At 71.1% G+C, this 17,876-nt stretch carries 14 protein-coding genes; 8 read left to right on the top strand and 6 right to left on the bottom strand.

The window, feature by feature from the left end:
• Positions 1-2 precede the first annotated feature (2 nt).
• Genes BTH_RS15740 through BTH_RS15755 form a run of 4 tightly spaced genes read left to right on the top strand, consistent with a single transcriptional unit; the run spans position 3 to position 3,669 of the window.
• The gene (locus BTH_RS15740; RefSeq protein ID WP_009892725.1) at positions 3-947 is read left to right on the top strand and encodes a carbohydrate ABC transporter permease; all 945 of its coding nucleotides are present in this window, start codon (positions 3-5) and stop codon (positions 945-947) included.
• A complete protein-coding gene (locus BTH_RS15745; RefSeq protein WP_009892724.1) occupies positions 944-1,801 on the top strand; it encodes a carbohydrate ABC transporter permease in 858 nt (285 codons plus the stop codon). The genes BTH_RS15740 and BTH_RS15745 overlap by 4 nt, the downstream gene beginning before the upstream one ends.
• Positions 1,798-2,496, top strand: coding sequence for an HAD family hydrolase (locus BTH_RS15750; RefSeq protein WP_009892723.1), 699 nt, complete (start codon positions 1,798-1,800; stop codon positions 2,494-2,496). The genes BTH_RS15745 and BTH_RS15750 overlap by 4 nt, the downstream gene beginning before the upstream one ends.
• Positions 2,497-2,556: 60 nt before the next feature.
• Positions 2,557-3,669, top strand: coding sequence for an ABC transporter ATP-binding protein (locus tag BTH_RS15755; protein ID WP_009892722.1), 1,113 nt, complete (start codon positions 2,557-2,559; stop codon positions 3,667-3,669).
• 177 nt (positions 3,670-3,846) lie between these two features.
• Here BTH_RS15755 and BTH_RS15760 read toward each other — a convergent pair whose 3' ends face one another.
• The 5 genes from BTH_RS15760 to BTH_RS15780 all read right to left on the bottom strand — a co-directional run bounded on the left by BTH_RS15760 (position 3,847) and on the right by BTH_RS15780 (position 10,549).
• Complete coding sequence (locus BTH_RS15760) at positions 3,847-5,148, bottom strand: haloacid dehalogenase-like hydrolase (protein ID WP_038707828.1); 1,302 nt, start codon at positions 5,146-5,148, stop codon at positions 3,847-3,849.
• A gap of 309 nt (positions 5,149-5,457) precedes the next feature.
• A complete protein-coding gene (locus BTH_RS15765) occupies positions 5,458-6,405 on the bottom strand; it encodes a sugar-binding transcriptional regulator (RefSeq protein ID WP_009892719.1) in 948 nt (315 codons plus the stop codon).
• Between the two features lie 88 nt (positions 6,406-6,493).
• Entirely contained in the window at positions 6,494-7,975 is a 1,482-nt protein-coding gene (gene xylB / locus BTH_RS15770; RefSeq protein WP_009892718.1) for a xylulokinase, read from the bottom strand.
• A gap of 95 nt (positions 7,976-8,070) precedes the next feature.
• Positions 8,071-9,462 (bottom strand): D-arabinitol 4-dehydrogenase, encoded by a 1,392-nt coding sequence (gene dalD / locus BTH_RS15775; protein ID WP_011401844.1) that lies wholly within the window; start codon positions 9,460-9,462, stop codon positions 8,071-8,073.
• Between the two features lie 175 nt (positions 9,463-9,637).
• Positions 9,638-10,549 (bottom strand): LysR family transcriptional regulator, encoded by a 912-nt coding sequence (locus BTH_RS15780; protein WP_009892714.1) that lies wholly within the window; start codon positions 10,547-10,549, stop codon positions 9,638-9,640.
• A 103-nt stretch (positions 10,550-10,652) separates the two neighbouring features.
• Between BTH_RS15780 and mdlC the strand changes: the two genes are divergently transcribed.
• From mdlC to BTH_RS15805, 4 genes are all read left to right on the top strand, one after another.
• Entirely contained in the window at positions 10,653-12,272 is a 1,620-nt protein-coding gene (gene mdlC / locus BTH_RS15785) for a benzoylformate decarboxylase (protein ID WP_009892712.1), read from the top strand.
• Between the two features lie 93 nt (positions 12,273-12,365).
• Positions 12,366-13,817, top strand: coding sequence for an aldehyde dehydrogenase (locus BTH_RS15790; protein ID WP_009892710.1), 1,452 nt, complete (start codon positions 12,366-12,368; stop codon positions 13,815-13,817).
• A gap of 12 nt (positions 13,818-13,829) precedes the next feature.
• Complete coding sequence (locus tag BTH_RS15795; RefSeq protein WP_011401846.1) at positions 13,830-14,762, top strand: ketopantoate reductase family protein; 933 nt, start codon at positions 13,830-13,832, stop codon at positions 14,760-14,762.
• Between the two features lie 601 nt (positions 14,763-15,363).
• A complete protein-coding gene (locus BTH_RS15805) occupies positions 15,364-16,818 on the top strand; it encodes an MFS transporter (protein WP_009892707.1) in 1,455 nt (484 codons plus the stop codon).
• 51 nt (positions 16,819-16,869) lie between these two features.
• Here the strand turns inward: BTH_RS15805 and kynA are convergent, their stop codons facing one another.
• A complete protein-coding gene (kynA, locus tag BTH_RS15810) occupies positions 16,870-17,793 on the bottom strand; it encodes a tryptophan 2,3-dioxygenase (protein WP_009892705.1) in 924 nt (307 codons plus the stop codon).
• Positions 17,794-17,876: the final 83 nt, after the last annotated feature.

Here is a 17,876-nt window from a genome sequence, read left to right on the forward strand (position 1 = left end):
TCATGCGTCACTTACGTCTTCCTCTCGCTCACTCGGCGCCGCTCAGCGACGCGGGGCGCGCCGCGGGCGGGCGCGCGCGCGGCAAGCCGGCGCGCTGGCTCGCGACGCCGTCCGTCGCCGTGCTGTTCCTGTGGATGGCGATTCCGCTCGCGATGACGATCTGGTTCTCGCTCACGCGCTACAACCTGCTGAATCCGGACGTCAAGGGCTTCGCCGGCCTCGACAACTACCGCTTCCTCGCGACCGACCCGTCGTTCCTGCCGGCGATCTGGCACACGCTCGCGCTGATCGGCGCGGTGCTCGCGATCACGGTCGCGGGCGGCGTGCTGATGGCCGTGCTGTTCGACCGCAAGTTCTACGGGCAGGGCATCGCGCGCCTCATCGCGATCGCGCCGTTCTTCGTGATGCCGACGGTGTCGGCGCTCATCTGGAAGAACATGATCCTGCATCCGGTGTACGGGCTCGTCGCGCGCGCGATGCTCGCGCTCGGGATGCAGCCGATCGACTGGTTCGCGCAGTATCCGCTCGCCTCGATCGTGATGATCGTCGCGTGGCAGTGGCTGCCGTTCGCGTTCCTGATTCTGTTCACCGCGATCCAGTCGCTCGACCAGGAGCAGAAGGAAGCCGCGCGGATCGACGGCGCGGGCCCGTTCGCGATGTTCTTCTACATCACGCTGCCGCATCTGAGGCGCGCGATCGCGGTCGTCGTGATGATGGAGACGATCTTCCTGCTGTCGATCTTCGCCGAAATCTACACGACGACGGGCGGCGGCCCGGGCGACGCGACGACGAACCTGTCGTACCTGATCTACGCGCTCGGGCTGCAGCAGTTCGACGTCGGGCTCGCGTCGGCGGGCGGCATTCTCGCCGTCGTGCTCGCGAACGTCGTGTCGTTCTTCCTCGTGAGAATGCTCGCGCGAAATCTGAAAGGGGAGTACGAAGCATGAGCGATCTGACCGTATCGGCTTCAAGCGGCGGGCTGCCCGCCGCGCTCGGCGCGGTGAGGCGCGCGCTGCCGGGCCTGCTTGCGTGGCTCGTCGCGCTCGCGCTGTTCTTTCCGATCTTCTGGATGGCGATCACCGCGTTCAAGACCGAGCAGCAGGCGTATTCTTCGACGCTCTTCTTCGTGCCGACGCTCGACAGCTTCCGCGAGGTGTTCGCGCGCAGCAACTACTTCGCGTTCGCGTGGAACTCGGTGCTGATCTCGGCAGGCGCAACCGTGGTCTGCTTGCTGCTCGCCGTGCCCGCCGCGTACGCGATGGCGTTTTTCCCGAGCGGGCGCACGCAGAAGGTGCTGCTGTGGATGCTGTCGACGAAGATGATGCCGTCCGTCGGCGTGCTCGTGCCGATCTATCTGATGTGGAAGGACGCGGGCCTGCTCGACACCGTCTCGGGGCTCGTGATCGTCTACACGCTGATCAACCTGCCGATCGCCGTGTGGATGACGTTCACGTATTTCAACGAGATTCCGAGGGACATCCTCGAGGCGGGGCGCATCGACGGCGCGTCGACGTGGCAGGAGATCGTCTATCTGCTGATGCCGATGGCGCTGCCCGGCCTCGCGTCGACCGCGCTGCTGCTCGTGATCCTGTCGTGGAACGAGGCGTTCTGGAGCATCAACCTGTCGAGCTCGAACGCCGCGCCGCTGACCGTGTTCATCGCGTCGTACTCGAGCCCCGAGGGGCTCTTCTGGGCGAAGCTGTCGGCGGCGTCGCTGCTCGCGGTCGCGCCGATTCTCGTCGTCGGCTGGCTGTCGCAGAAGCAGCTCGTGCGCGGCCTCACGTTTGGGGCGGTCAAATGACGGCGCATGCGCACGACGCGCGCGCGCTCGTCTGCGATTGCGACGGCGTGCTGATCGACAGCGAGGCGATCGCGGCCGACGTGCTGGTGCGCGAGCTCGAGGCGCGCTGGCCGGGCGTCGCGGTGCGGCCGATCGTGATGCCGCTTCTCGGCCTGCGCACCGAGCGCGTGCTCGGCTGTGCGAGCGAGCGTACGGGCCGCGCGCTCGCCGATTCGGATGTCGAAGCGATTCGGCGCAGCGTCGAGGCGGCGGCGGTTCAGGCGCCGGTCGTCGACGGCATCGACGCGGCGCTCGCGCGGATCGATCTGACGATCGCGTGCGCGAGCAACAGCCGCCGGCATTACGTCGACGCCGCGCTGCGCCGCACGGGCCTCAAGCGTTTTTTCGGCGAGCGCCTGTTCTGCGCGGACGGCGTCGCGCGCCCGAAGCCCGCCCCCGACGTCTATCTGGCCGCCGCGCATGCGCTCGGCGTCGCGCCGTCGCGATGCCTCGTCGTCGAGGACAGCGCGACCGGCGTGACGGCCGCGTCGGCGGCGGGCATGACGGTGCTCGGCTTCGTCGGCGGCGGCCACGCGTCGCCGCGGCAGGTCGACGCGCTGCGCGGAATCGGCGCGCGGCGCGTGTTCGACGACATGCGGGAGCTGCCCGGCCTCGTCGCGCGATGGGTCGAGACGGGGGCGCTCGATCCGCACTGAACGATCGCGCCGCGCGCGCCCGATGCGCCGCGCGGCCGCACAACTGAACGGAGACAAATCATGGCAAGCGTGCTCCTGCGCAATATCGGCAAGCGCTACGACGACAACGAGGTGCTGCACAACGTCAATCTCGACATCGCGGACGGCGAGTTCGTCGTGTTCGTCGGGCCGAGCGGCTGCGGCAAATCCACGCTGATGCGGATGATCGCCGGGCTCGAGGACATCTCGGGCGGCGAGCTGCTGATCGACGGCGCGAAGGTCAACGACGTGCCGAGCGCGAAGCGCGGCATCGCGATGGTGTTCCAGTCGTACGCGCTCTATCCGCACATGACGCTCTACGACAACATGGCCTTCGGCCTGAAGCTCGCGGGCGCGAACAAGCAGGAGATCGACGACGCGGTGAAGCAGGCCGCGCAGATCCTGCACATCGATCATCTGCTCGACAGGAAGCCCAAGCAGCTCTCGGGCGGGCAGCGGCAGCGCGTCGCGATCGGCCGCGCGATCACGCGCAAGCCGAAAGTGTTTCTTTTCGACGAGCCGCTGTCGAACCTCGACGCGGCGCTGCGCGTGAAGATGCGGCTCGAATTCGCGCGGCTGCACGACGAACTGAAGACGACGATGATCTATGTGACGCACGATCAGGTCGAGGCGATGACGCTCGCGGACAAGATCGTCGTGCTGTCGGCGGGCAGCGTGCAGCAGGTCGGCACGCCGAACGAGCTGTATCACGCGCCCGCGAACCAGTTCGTCGCGGGCTTCATCGGCTCGCCGAAGATGAACTTTCTCGCGGGCGCGGTCGAATCGGCGTCGGCCGACGGCGCGCTCGTGCGCTTCGAGACGGGCGAGGCGCAGCGCGTGGCCGTCGACGCGGCCACGCTGCGCGCGGGCGATCGCGTGACGGTCGGCATCCGGCCCGAGCATCTGCACGTTGGCGTTGCGGGCGGCGACGGCGTCGTCGCGCGGACGATGGCCGTCGAATCGCTCGGCGACGCCGCGTATCTGTACGCGGAATCGGCCGCCGCGCCGGACGGGCTGATCGCGCGCATTCCGCCGCTCGACACGTATCGCGCGGGCGAGAAGTTGCGCGTCGGCGCGCAGCCCGAGCATTGCCATCTGTTCGACGCACACGGGCGTGCGTTCAAGCGCAAGCCGAGGCACGCGCTGGCCGCGTGACGCGGCCGCGGGGCCGTGCGCATCGCGCGCGCGGCTTGCGGGCGGCGATCGGCCGACGGGACCGATGCGCTGCGCCGGGTTCGGCTTGGCCTCGCACATGCGGTCCGTTGCATGCGCGAGGCCGGCACGGCGCGCGGCATGCGCGGCGCGCCGCTGCCTGCCGCCGGCGCGCGGCGATCACGCGAGCAGCCTGGGCTCGCGCTTGCCGTACTTGATCGAGCGCTCGTCGGCGACCATCAGCCCGGTGTTCTCGTCGCGCCCCTGCAGCACGAGCCGCGCGTCCTTCGCGCCGATCTGCTCGGCCGCCTTGCGGCTGTCGAGGCCGATCTCGCCTTGCTTCATCCGGTTGACGATCACGCCGACCGCGGTATCGGCGAAGTCGCGCAGCATCCACGCGTCGCCGTCGCTGTCGCCGAATACGAGGAGCGGCCCGTAGCCTTTCTTCGACTGCAGCTCGCGGCGGATGCCGACCGTCTTGCCCGGTCCGTAGTTGAAGTGCCAGTCCGGCAGGTATTCGTTCACGTACTTGCCGTCCGCCATCGTGAGCCGCATGCCGATCACGTTCTCGGCGGGCACGCCGTAGCCGAACGCCGCGTGGCCCGCGAACACGCGCACGACGTCGTCGAGCGACGCGGTGCTGATGTACACGTCGATGCCGTTCGAGCGCAGCGTGTCCATCACCGCGCGGATTTCCTCGTGGATGCGGATGCCGTGGAAGTGCGTCGCGGCGACCACGCCCGTCCGGCCCGGCAGCGCGCGCGAGCTTTCGTACGTGACCTTGCGCAGCGCGTCGCCGAGGTTCGCGACGTTGCTGTCGAACGCCATCGCCTGCAACTCGTCGCGCGTCATCCCCGCGTACCAGTACATGATCCACTTGTAGCCGATCTCGACCGGGTACGTGTCGCAGATCGCGTCGTACATGAAGTACAGCTTCGCGCGGAAATCCCGGAACTGCTCGCTGCGGCGGATCTCGTCGAGCGGCTTGTCGCCGGCGAGGCCGCGGTAGTTCGCGTGCAGCCACCGGTAGTCGGCTTCGACATCGGCCGCGATGTCCTCCATCCGCACGGGCTTGCCGTCGATGGTGGTATAGCCGAGCTTCGCGTCGAACGGGCCGTCGGGCACGCCCTGGCGCAGGATCGCGGAGAACTGCCCGGGCGTGAGCCGGTAATGCAGCCCGTCGATCTGGTGCATCAGCAGCGCTTCTTCGCAGTCGTTCATGATGCTCGTGTTGTCCCAGTCGAACACCGCGTACGGGCGGCGCTCGGCGCGGTAGCGCGGGCTCGTTGCGCCGTGCTCGGCGAGCACCGCGCGCAGCCGCGCGACGTTGTTCGGCGACCAGCGCCCGGGCGTGAGCGACAGCGGGGCCGCGGACGTGCCGGGCACGTCGGATGCGGCGCGCGCGGGGGACCATGCGGCGGCCGCGAGCGCGGCCGAGGCGCTCGCAACCGAGCGCACGAAGTGTCGACGTCCTGTTTTCATCGAGTTCTCCGAAGGGGATTCGCACGCCGAGGCCGGGCTGGCCGTGTGCCGCCCGCCGATCCGCCGGGAGAGGCGGGTGCCGCCCAGCATCGTTGCCCATAAAACGGCGCGCCCGTCGAAAACGGACATCCGGATGTCGAAATGCGACCGGCGCGGGACTGCGCCCAGGTTCTCCTCGCCGAGCGGGGTGGCGGCGGGTGCGCGCGCGGCGGGCGGCGTCGCCGGCCGCGTGACGGGGGCACGTTGCGGGGTGGGGGCGGCGTTTGCGTCGGCTGCGCAGGCCGGTGCGCGCAAGCCCCGTCGAGAGCGTTACTCCGCGAGCGCGGCACGCGCGCAGGTCTCGTCGGTCACGAGCCCCGAGAGCCATCTGCCGCGCAGCGCGGCGAGCACCGCGGCGCGCTTGCGCGGCCCGCCCGCGAAGCCGATCGTCGGGCGCTTCGGCGGCGCGTCGAGCGCAACGCTCGTCACGCGCGTGCTCGTCGACGCGACGACCGGCCGCCCCTGCGCGTCGATCGGCAGGCCAAGCATCTCGGCCACCGCGCCGAGCTCGACCATCTCGTTCAACTCGCCCTCGGTGATGAAGCCGTCCTCGAACAGCGGGCAGTGCGCGCCGATGTTGCCGACGCCGACGAACGCGACGTCCGCCTGCGCCGACAGCTTCTCGACGATCCGGTACAGCCGGTGATTGCACCACTGCGCGCGCTCGGTCTCGCTGTCCGCGAAGAGCGGCGCGGGCAGCAGGAAGTGCTTGCCGCCCGTCTTCTCGGAGATGTGCTGCGCGACGTCGTACGGGTTCGACGAGCCGTCCTGCGCGATCGCGCCCACCATCGACACGAGCCGGTGCTGCGGCCGCTCGAGCTGCGCGATCTGCGCGACGGCGGCCTTCAGCGTGCGGCCGCTGCTGACCGCGATCACCATCGGCTTGTCTTCGCTCAGGTAGCGCTCCATCACCTGCGCGCCGGCGACCGCGAGCTTGCGGTCGATCGCGTCGGGCGCGTCGCCGTCGATCGGCACGACTTCGCACATCGCGAGGCCGTAGCGCTTCGACAGCTGCGCGGCGAGATCGAGGCAGTCGGCGATGCGGTGGTCGACGCGCACGCGGATCAGGTTCTTCTCCACCGCGAACGCGACGAGGCGCTGCGCGACGGGGCGCGACACTTGCAGCTTCTCGGCGATTTCGTTTTGCGTATCGCCCGCGACGTAATAGAGCCAGGCGGCGCGCGTCGCGAGATCGAGTTTTTCGGAGGACTTGGACACGGTGGCGGAGTCTCGGGTCGGGCGCGCGCGACGGGCTTCAGGCCGGCCGTCGCGCGCCGGGAAAATTCGCACTGTAGCGCAAACGCGCTCACGCGAGCCGCGCGCGCGTCGGCTCGAAGAGCGGCCGCACGTGCCGGTACAGCGCGCGGAACGCGTCGAGTCGCGCGCGCAGCGCCTCGTGACGGGCCGCGTTCGGCGCGAATTCGTCGCGCGGCGGTGGCTTCGCCAGCACGTCGCGCGGCTCGCCGCCCACCGCGAGCCAGCCGAGCCGCGCCGCGCCGAGCGCCGCGCCCGTCTCGCCGCCGCCGTGGCGGCGCGTGCGCACGCCGAGCGCGTCGGCGATCAACTGCGCCCAGTACGCGCTTCGCGCGCCGCCGCCGATCAGCGACAGCGCGTCGGTCTGCGTGCCGCCCGCGATCAGCGCGTCGAAGCCGTCGGCGAGCGCGAGCGTCACGCCTTCGAGCACCGCGTAGCCGAGCAGCGCGCGATCGGTGCCGTGCGTCATCCCGAAGAACACGCCTTGCGCGTACGGATCGTTGTGCGGCGTGCGCTCGCCGGACAGATAGGGCAGGAAGATCGGCGCGTTCCCGCAGGCGGCCGGATCGAGCTCGGCGATGTCGGCGAGGAGCGCCGGCTCGTCGGTCGACGTGAGCGTGCAGACCCAGCGCAGGCAGCTCGCCGCCGAGAGCACGACGCTCATTTGCTGCCAGCGGTCGGGAATCGCGTGGCAGAACGCATGAACAGCGGACGCCGGGTTCGGCCGGAAGCGGTCGCCGACGACGCTCAGCACGCCCGACGTGCCGAGCGACACGAAGCCGTCGCCCGGCTGCGTCGCGCCGATGCCGAGCGCGCTCGTCGCGTTGTCGCCGCCGCCGCCCGCGACGACGGTCGATTCCGCAAGCCCGAGCGCGCGCGCGACGTCCGCGCGCAGCGTGCCGGACGGCGCGTTGCCCTCGACGATCGCGGGCATCTGCGCGCGCGTCATGCCGCCCGCGGCGAGGAGCGTGCCGGACCAGTCGCGCTTCGCGGCGTCGAGCCATAGCGTGCCCGCCGCGTCGGACGGATCGGATACCTTCGCGCCCGTGAGCTTCAGGCGCAGATAATCCTTCGGCATCAGCACGCACGCGATCCGGCGGAACACGTCGGGCTCGTGGCGCGCGACCCACAGCAGCTTCGGCGCGGTGAAGCCCGGCATCGCGAGATTGCCGGCGATCGTGTGCAGATCGGGCGCGCGCGCTTCGAGCTGCGTGCATTCGTCGGCGCTGCGCATGTCGTTCCACAGGATCGCGGGGCGCAGCACGCGATCGTCGCGATCGAGCAGCACCGCGCCGTGCATCTGCCCGGACAGGCCGATGCCGCGCACTGCGGCGAACGCGCGCGGATGCCGCGCGCGCAACGCGGCGAGCGCGGCGAGCGTGCCTGCCCACCAGTCGTCCGGATGCTGCTCGGCCCAGCGCGGATGCGCGCGCTCGACGGTAAACGGCGTGCCCGCCGTGCCGACGACGGCGCCGTCGGGCGAAAGCAGCAGCACCTTCACTTCGGAGGTGCCGAGATCGATGCCGAGGTACATGGGCGAAAAGCGGTGCGTCGACGGGAAGCCGCTACTTTAGCCGCGTGCTCGCCGCCGTGCCAATGGCGATTTGACCCGAGCGATGCGGGCGGCGCTCAGCGGCTCGCGAGCCACGCGTCGACGCGCGCGAGGCCCGCGCGCAGCGCGCGCTCGAGCGCGGGCGTGCCGGCGAGCGCGCCCCAGAGCGGCCGTTGCGCCGCGAGCGCGGCGACGGGATCTTCCGCGCCCGCGATCGCGCGCGCGACGCGCTCGTCCATCACGCCGTCCTGATACGCGTACGGCAGCGCGCGTTGCGCCCAGCGCTGCAGGAAGCGCAGGAAGAGCGCGGGCAGCACCGCGGTCGACGCCGGCTCGACGCCGCGCGCGATCGTTTCGGCGAGCGTCGGCGCGATGAAGCCGGGAATCTTCGAGAAGCCGTCGGCGGCCACGCGCTGGTTCGTGTCGCGGATGTGCGGATTGCCGAAGCGCTCGAGCACGACGTCGCGGTAGCGCGCGAGGTCGAGCGGGCTCGGCGTGAGGCAGGGGATCACGTCGTCGGTCACGTACGCGTGCGCGAAGCGGCGGATCTCCGCGTCGCGCGTGCCTTCGTGGATGTACGCGTGGCCCGCGAGCGTGCCCGCCCATGCGATGCAGCTGTGCGTCGCGTTCAGGATCCGGATCTTCGCTTCCTCGTACGGATGAACGTCGTCGACGAGCGCCGCGCCCGCCTTCTCCCACGCGGGACGGCCGGCCGCGAAGCGATCCTCGATCACCCACTGGATGAACGCCTCGCCCATCACAGGGCACGCGTCGTCGATGCCGGTGGCCGCGCGCACGCGCTCGCGCACGTCGGGCGTCGGGCGCGGCGTGATGCGGTCGACCATCGAGCTCGGGCAGGCGGCGTTCGCGTCGAACCACGCGAGCAGATCGACGAGGTCGCGCCGCGCCAGGAATTCGCGCATGCCGGCGCGAAAGCGCGCGCCGTTGCTGCGCAGGTTGTCGCAGCTCAGCAGCGTGATCGGCCCCGCGCCGCGCGCGACGCGCTCGGCGAGGAGCGCCGCGAGCGCGCCGTAGATCGTGAGCCGCGCGCCTTGCAGGTCGGCCGCGAGATCGGGGTTCGCCGCGTCGAGCCGGTCGTGCTCGTCGAGGTAATAGCCGCCTTCCGTCACCGTGAACGACACGATCCGGCACGCCGGATCGGCGCCCGCGTCGACGAGCGCCGCCAGATCGGCCGACCACGGCAGCACGCGCGCGATCGAGCGGATCGTCTCGTACGCCCGCTCGCCTTGCGGCGTGACCGTCTCCAGCGTGTAGACGCCGTGCTGCGCGGCGAGCGCGTCGCGGGCCGCGCGCATGTCGTCGCGGATGTCGCCGACGACGAGCGACCATCGCTCGGCGGCGGGCGACGCCTCATTGACGCGATGCAGATACCACGCCTGATGCGCGCGATGAAACGAGCCGACGCCGATGTGCAAGATCGCCGGCGCGGCGGTGGACGGACTGCTCATCCCGTGTCTCCTGTCGGCCGGCTGACGGGCCGAATTTTTGTAGATCATTTGCTCTTTACATGAGCGAATGATCGTATTCGGGTGAGCGAAAGTCAAGGCGATCGAGCGGGCTTTCGATGTTGCGGCGCGCCAATCGATGCGCGGGCGCGGCGCCGCGGCGCGCCGCCCAACGGCGTCAGAACGGCTCGCGGGTCAGCAGCGCAAGCTGTTCGAGCAGCTTCGCGGCCGGGCCGGGCAGGATTCCGTGGCGGCGGCGGAACGCGGTCAGCGTGCGGGTGGCGGCGACGCCTTCGACGGCGAGCGTGTCGATCGTGCGCGCGCGGCGTTCCGCGCGGTACATCGGCTCGGCCATCCAGCTCAGGAAGCCCGCGTGCGCGACGAGGCTCTTGAGCGCCGTCACCGAGCGCGTTTCGACCGCGATGTCGGGCGGCGCGAGCCCCTGCGCGTCGAACGCCGCGCGCATCTGCTCGTACGGCGCGGTGCCGCGCGGCGGGATCGCCCAGCGCGCGGCGCGCGTGCCGGCGAGCGTGAGCGGCGCGCGCGCCGCGCGCAGCGGATGATCGGGCGCCGCGACGACGTGGCTCACGTCGTCCCATCGGCAGTCGGCGGTCGCGACGATGTCGTCGGTGTCCGGCACGCGCGTGCTCAGCGCCACGTCGATCTCGTGCGTGAGAAGCGCATCGACGAGCCGGTCCCACACGCCTTCGACGATCACGACGCGCAGGTTCGGCCAGCGGTCGAGCACGCGCCCGATCGCCACGGGCAGCACGAGGCTCGCGATGCTGCCGACCGCGCCGACCTTGATCGTGCCCCTCGCGAGCCCGCGCAGCGCGTCGATTTCCTCGCGGGCGTGCTCGGCCTCGTGCTGCAGCAGCGTCGCGTGCGGCAGCAGCGCCTCGCCGATCGCGGTGAGCTGCACGCCCTTCGAATGGCGCTCGAAGAGCGGCGCGCCGATCTGCTCCTCGAGCCGCTTCAGGATGCGGCTCAGCGCCGGCTGCGTGACGTGCAGCGCGTCGGCCGCGCGGCCGAGGCTGCCGCTCGCGGCGATCGTCGTAAAGGCGCGCAACTGGCGCAGGTCGAAAGTCATGCTGTCGTGTAATGGCTTATTGCAGAAAATACAGTATCGAGGAATGTGTGCGCCGCCGATACTGTGGAAACCAATGACGACGACGTTGAGGAGACACGCCCGCATGACCCCCCCCGATCTTCGCGCCGACGCGCCGGCGCACGCGCCGTACACGGTTCGCGACGCCGTAATCGACCTGCTGCGCCGGTTCGGCATCCGCAAGGTGTTCGGCAATCCGGGCTCGACCGAGCTGCCGATGTTCCGCGATTTCCCCGCCGATTTCGAATACGTGCTCGGCCTGCACGAGGCGGTCGCGGTGGGGATGGCGGACGGCTACGCGCAGGCGAGCGGCAACGCGGCCGTCGTGAACCTGCATTCGGCGGCGGGCGTCGGCAACGCGATGGGCGTTCTGTTCACCGCGTACAAGAACAAGACGCCGCTCGTCGTCACGGCCGGCCAGCAGGCGCGCTCGATCCTGCCGTTCGAGCCGTTTCTCGCGTCGGTGCAGGCGGCCGAATTGCCGAAGCCGTACGTGAAATGGAGCATCGAGCCCGCGCGCGCCGAGGACGTGCCCGCCGCGATCGCCCGCGCGTACCACGTCGCGATGCAGGAGCCGCGCGGGCCCGTGTTCGTATCGATTCCGGCCGACGACTGGGATCGCCCCGCCGAGCCCATCGCCGCGCGCACGGTGAGCAGCGAAGTGCGGCCCGCGCCCGATGCGCTCGCGCGATTGGGCGACGCGCTCGACGCGAGCGAGCGTCCGGCGTTCGTGGTCGGCGCGGCGGTGGCGCGCGCGGGGGCGTGGGACGAAGCGGTGCGGCTCGCCGAGCGGCACCGCGCGCGCGTGTACGCCGCGCCGATGTCGGGCCGCTGCAGCTTTCCCGAGGATCATCCGCTCTTCGCGGGCTTTCTGCCGCCGATGCGCGAGCGGATCGTCGAACGGCTCGCCGGCCACGATTTCATTCTCGCGTTCGGCGCGCCCGTCTTCACGTATCACGTCGAAGGCTTCGGCCCGCACGTGCCCGCGGGCGCGACGCTTCATCAGCTCGTCGACGATCCGTCGGTGGCCGCGTGGACGCCCGTCGGCGACGCGGTCGTCGGCAATCTGCGGCTTGCCGCGCGCGACCTGCTCGCGCGTCCCGTGCCGCGCGAGCGGCCGATGCCCGCGCCGCGCGCGCCGCACGAGCGCGCCGGCCCGGGCGCGCCGGGCGAGCGCATGCCGGTGGCGTTCGCGCTGCAGACGCTCGCCGACGTGCGCGGCCCGGACGACATCGTCGTCGAGGAAGCGCCGAGCGCGCGGCCGGCGATGCAGCAGCACCTGCCGTTCTCGCGCGTCGACACGTTTTACACGATGGACAGCGGCGGCCTCGGCTACGGGATGCCGGCCGCGGTCGGCGTCGCGCTCGGCTCGCCGGGGCGGCGCGTGATCGCGCTGATCGGCGACGGCTCGAGCCTCTATTCGATTCAGGCGCTCTGGAGCGCCGCGCACCTGAAATTGCCGGTCACCTTCGTGATCCTGAACAACGCGCGCTACGCGGCGCTGCAGGAGTTCGCGCCCGTGTTCGGCTTTCGCGACGACGAGCCGGTGCAGGGCACCGCGCTGCCCGATCTCGATTTCGTCTCGCTCGCGCGCGGGCTCGGTTGCGACGGCGTGCGCGTGAGCGACGCGGCGCGCCTGCGCGACGCGCTCGAACGCGCGCTCGCGTCGCCCGCGCCCGTCGTCGTCGACGTGCAGATCGCGTGACGCGCGCGAGCCCCACGAGCCCCACGAACTGCGCTCGATGGCGTTCATGAGCGTCGCGAAGCGCGGCAAAGCACTCAGAAGGAGAACACCCGCATGCAGGACATTTCGATGTTGATCGGCGGCGAACGCCGCTCGGCCACGGGCGGCGCGACGTTCGAGCGCCGCAATCCGCTCGACGGCGAGGTCGCGACGCGCGCGAGCGCCGCGACCGCCGACGACGCGCGCGCGGCCGTGGACGCCGCATCCGCCGCGTTCGCGCCGTGGGCCGCGCTCGGCCCGGGCGCGCGCCGCGCGCTGCTGCTGAAGGCGGCCGCCGCGCTCGAAGCGAAGCGCGACGCGTTCGTTGCCGCGATGGCGGCCGAGACGGGCGCATCGGCGATCTGGGCGCGGTTCAATGTCGAGCTCGCCGCGAGCGGCCTCGTCGAAGCGGCCGCGCTGACGACGCAGATCGGCGGCGAGCTGATTCCGTCCGACGTGCCCGGCTCGCTCGCGATGGGCGTGCGGCAGCCGGCGGGCGTCGTGCTCGGCATCGCGCCGTGGAACGCGCCCGTGATCCTCGGCGTGCGCGCGATCGCGCTGCCGCTCGCGTGCGGCAACACGGTCGTGCTGAAGGGCTCGGAGCTGTGCCCGGCGACGCACGGGCTCATCGTCGACGCGCTGCACGAAGCGGGGCTGCCGCGCGGCGTCGTGAACTTCGTGACGAACGCGCCCGCCGACGCCGGCGCGGTCGTCGACGCGATGATCGCGCATCCGGCCGTGCGCCGCGTGAACTTCACGGGCTCGACGCGCGTCGGCCGGATCATCGCCGAGCGTTGCGCGCAGCATCTGAAGCCCGCCGTGCTCGAGCTCGGCGGCAAGGCGCCGTTCGTCGTGCTCGACGACGCCGATCTCGACGCGGCCGTCGCGGCGGCCGCGTTCGGCGCGTTCGCGAATTCCGGGCAGATCTGCATGTCGACCGAGCGGATCATCGTCGACGAGCGGATCGCCGACGCGTTCGTCGCGAAGCTCGCCGACAAGGCCGCGACGCTGCCGCTCGGCGATCCGCGCAACGGGCCCGTCGTGCTCGGCTCGGTGATCGACAGGCAGACCGTCGAGCGCTGCAACGCGCTCATCGACGACGCGCTCGCGAAAGGCGCGGTGCTGCTTTGCGGCGGCAAGGCGGCGAGCACGCTGATGCCCGCGACGCTCGTCGACCGCGTGACGCCTGCGATGCGCATTTACGAAGAGGAATCGTTCGGGCCGGTGAAGGGCATCGTGCGCGTCGCGGGCGAGGAGGCGGCGATCGCGTGCGCGAACGACAACGCGTTCGGCCTGTCGTCGGCCGTGTTCAGCCGCGACATCGCACGGGCGATGCGCGTCGCCGCGCGGATCGAATCGGGGATCTGCCACGTGAACGGGCCGACCGTTCACGACGAGGCGCAGATGCCGTTCGGCGGCGTGAAGGACAGCGGCTTCGGCCACTTCGGCGGCAAAGCGGGCATCGCCGAATTCACCGATCTGCGCTGGATCACCGTGCAGACGGCGCCGCGCCACTATCCGTTCTGAACGATGGCGACGATGAAAATCGCGATGCTCGGCGCGGGCGCGATGGGCTCGCTGTTCGGCGGATGGCTCGCCGAGGGCGGGCACGACGTGACGCTCGTCGACGTGAACGCCGCGCATGTCGACGCGATCGCGCGCGACGGACTGCGGCTCGACACCGATCGCGGCGAGCGGCGCGTCGCGCGGCTCGCCGCGCTGCGGCCGGACGGCGTCGCGGCGCTCGCCGGCGCGCCGCCCGACCTGGTGATCGTGTTCACGAAGACGCTGCACACGCGCGCGGCGCTCGCGGGCGCGCGCGCGCTCTTCGGCCCGCACACGTGCGTGCTGACGCTGCAGAACGGGCTCGGCAATGTCGAGGTGCTCGCAGAATGCGTGCCGCGCGAGCGGATTCTCGTCGGCGTGACGACGTGGCCGGCCGATCTTGCCGGGCCCGGGCACGTGCGCTCGCACGGCGCGGGCTGGGTCAGGCTGATGAGCGCGGACGGCGCGATGCGGCCGATCGTGCAGGCGAGCGCGGACGCGCTCGATCGCGCGGGCCTGAACTGCACGGTCGACGCGGGCGTGTGGGCGACGATCTGGGAGAAGGTGGGCTTCAACGCGGCGCTCAATACGCTGTGCGCGGTCACGCGCTGCACGGTCGATGCGCTCGGCGCGCGCGAGGACGGGCCGGCGCTCGCGATCGCGATCGTCGCGGAAGTGGCGGCGGTCGCCCGCGCGAAGGGCATCGAAGTCGACGGGCGCAGGATGCGCGAGAACGTGCTGCACGCGATCGGCGAGCATCGCGGCCATCGCCCGTCGATGCTGCAGGACGTGCTCGCGGGGCGGCGCACGGAGATCGAATCGATCAACGGCGCGGTGGTCGCGGCGGCGCGTGAGCTCGGCGTCGCGACCCCGCATGTGGAGACGCTGCTGCGGCTCGTCAGGCTGATCGACGCGCGGGTGGGGTAACGCGGCGGATGCGACGAAGCGGGCGTGGCGCGAACGAAATCGCGCGAAGGCGTCCGCACGGCCGCCATGAGGGCAGGACGCCATGACGGCATCGCGGTGCCGCGGCGACGACGCACGCGTGCGGAAAACGCGAATGGCGGCGCGATGACCGGCGGTGCGCCGGCTCGTCGATCGAGTGCGCGATGACGGCCGCACCGGCGATCTCGACGATCGCGCGCGCATCGTCCTTCGCCGGACCGGCATGGCGTGCCCGCGTTCGCAGGACCGACTCGTGCCGCGCGGATGCATCGGCCGTCCGCTGTCCGCGCGACGACCGTTGCCGGCCGTCGTTAGGGTTTCTAATAATTCAACTAATCGAAATTGGTTTTACCATTCGTAACTTCATAAGCTTGCGCTAGATCAATGCGCGGTCGCTCGGATGCTCGCCGTCCCGCGCCGCGCGGCGAACGTGCGAGGCGGATGAAGCCCTCGCGCCGCAGGGCATGCCCGCGCCATCGCGAACGGTTTCGAAGAAGGCCGGGCGGGGCGGGTCAACGCGACGCGCCGATCCAGAGGATCTCAGAGGACATTCAGGAGACGACATGAAGCACACCCCGACCCCGTGTTTCGCCGCGGCGCGCCGCCGCATCCGCCGCTCGAGCGGCGCGCGCCGGAGGCTCGCATGAGCGCCCGCCGCGGCAGCGCGCCGCTCGCGGTCGACATCGGCGCGACGCTCGACCACGGCCCGTTCACCGCAATGCAGCGCGTCGCGGTGCTGCTCGCCGCGTTCTCGATCGTGCTCGACGGCTTCGACAGCCAGTTGATCGGCTTCGCGATTCCGGTGCTGATCAAGGAGTGGGGGATCACGCGCGATGCATTCGCGCCCGCCGTCGCGGCGGGCCTGTTCGGAATGGGCGTCGGCAGCGCATGCGCGGGCCTGTTCGCGGACCGCTTCGGCAGGCGCTGGGCGATCATCGGCAGCGTGTTCGTGTTCGGCGCGGCGACCTGCGCGATCGGCTTCGCGCCGAATGTCGCGACCATCGCCGCGCTGCGCTTCTTCGCGGGCCTCGGGATCGGCGGCGCGCTGCCCACCGCGGCGACGATGACGGCCGAATACACGCCCGCGCGCCGCCGCACGATGATGGTGACCGCGACGATCGTCTGCGTGCCGGCGGGCGGGATGCTTGCCGGCCTTTTCGCGCACGAGGTGCTGCCCGCATACGGCTGGCGCGGCCTGTTCTGGCTCGGCGGCGCGTTGCCGTTCGCGCTCGGCCTGCTGCTCGTGCGCGCGCTGCCCGAATCGCCGCGCTATCTGGCGCGCGATCCGGCGCGCTGGCGCGAGCTCGGCGCGCTGCTCGCGCGAATGGGGCGGCCCGTCGCGGCGGGCACCGCGTTCACCGATCTGGCCGAAGCGCGCGCGCACGAAGGGCAGCGGCGCGGCGTGCGCGCGCTGTTCTCGGCCGCCTACGCGCGCGACACGATCGCATTGTGGTGTGCGTTCTGCATGTGCCTGCTCGCGGTCTACAGCGCATTCAGCTGGCTGCCGACGATGCTGACGTCGCAAGGCTTGAGCGTGTCGGTGGCGGGCTCCGGGCTTACCGCGTACAACCTCGGCGGCGTCGTGGGCGCGCTCGGCTGCGCGTTCGCGATCGGGCGCTTCGGCTCGCGCTGGCCGCTCGCGTTTTGCTGCGCGGGCGGCGCGGCGAGCGCCGCGTGGCTGCTCGGCGTCGATGCGGCAAGCCACACCGGCTGGCTGATCGCGGGCCTCGCCGCGCACGGCTTCTTCGTGAACGCGGTGCAATCGACGATGTACGCGCTCTGCACGTACATCTATCCGACGCCCGTGCGCGCGACGGGCGCCGCCAGCGCCGTCGCGTTCGGCCGCGTCGGCGCGATTCTGAGCGCGTTCGCGGGCGCGTACGTGATCTCGGCGGGCGGCGCGAACGCGTATCTGACGATGCTGACCGTTGCGATGGCGGTCGTGCTTTTCGCGTTGCTCGCGCTGCGCCGGCACATTCCGCGCTTGCGCCGCGGCGGGCTGCCGGCGAGCGACGAGCTCGCGCGCGCGGCCCCCTGACGTTCCGACGCTTCGCCGCCCGCCCGCGTGCGTGTGTGCGGCGGGCGCGCGCTACAGCGTCGTGCGCACGTGCCAGAGCTCGGGGAACAGCACGACGTCGAGCATCTTGCGCAGATACGGCGCGCCGCTCGTGCCGCCCGTGCCCTGCTTGAAGCCGATGATCCGCTCGACCGTCGTCACGTGGCGGAAGCGCCATTGGCGGAACGCGTCCTCGAGATCGACGAGCTCTTCGGCCATCTCGTACAGCTCCCAGTGCGCGTTCGGCTCGCGGTACACGGCGAGCCACGCGGCCTCGACGGTCGGATCGTGGCGCGTCGGCTGCGTCCAGTCCGCGTCGAGCCGCTCGGGCGCGATCGGAAAGCCGCGGCGCGCGAGCAGGCGAATCACTTCGTCGTACAGCGAAGGCGATTGCAGCGACGCCTCGAGATGCGCGTGGATCGCCGGCCGGTGCGCATGCGGACGCAGCATCTGCGCGTTCTTGTTGCCGAGGATGAACTCGAGCTCGCGATACTGGTACGACTGGAAACCCGACGACGCGCCCAGGTACGGCCGCATCGCCGAATACTCGGACGGCGTCATCGTCGCGAGCACGTTCCATGCCTGCACGAGCTGCTCGAGCACGCGCGACACGCGCGCGAGCATCTTGAACGCGGGCGGCAGCGCGTCGTCACGGATCGACGCGAGCGCCGCGCGCAGCTCGTAGAGCGCGAGCTTCATCCACAGCTCGCTCGTCTGATGCTGGATGATGAACAGCATCTCGTTGTGATCGGGCGAGCGCGGATGTTGCGCATCGAGGATCGGATCGAGCGACAGATAATCGCCGTAGCTCATCGACTGCGAGAAGTCGAGCTGCGCGCGATGCCAGCCGGCCTGCGCGTCGTCTTCGCCGGCGGCGGGGCTCACGTGCGGCGCGTCGGGCGCGTGAGCGCCGGCGAACGGGCAGCGGGGCGCGTCGTCGTCGCGGGGCGGCTGCATGTGACCTGAATTCACGATTGTCTCCATGGAATAAATGTGTGGCGTCGCGGGGCGGTCAACCGGCCGAGCGCCGCCGCGCGGAT

This window comes from Burkholderia thailandensis E264, from assembly GCF_000012365.1.
Taxonomy (GTDB): domain Bacteria; phylum Pseudomonadota; class Gammaproteobacteria; order Burkholderiales; family Burkholderiaceae; genus Burkholderia; species Burkholderia thailandensis.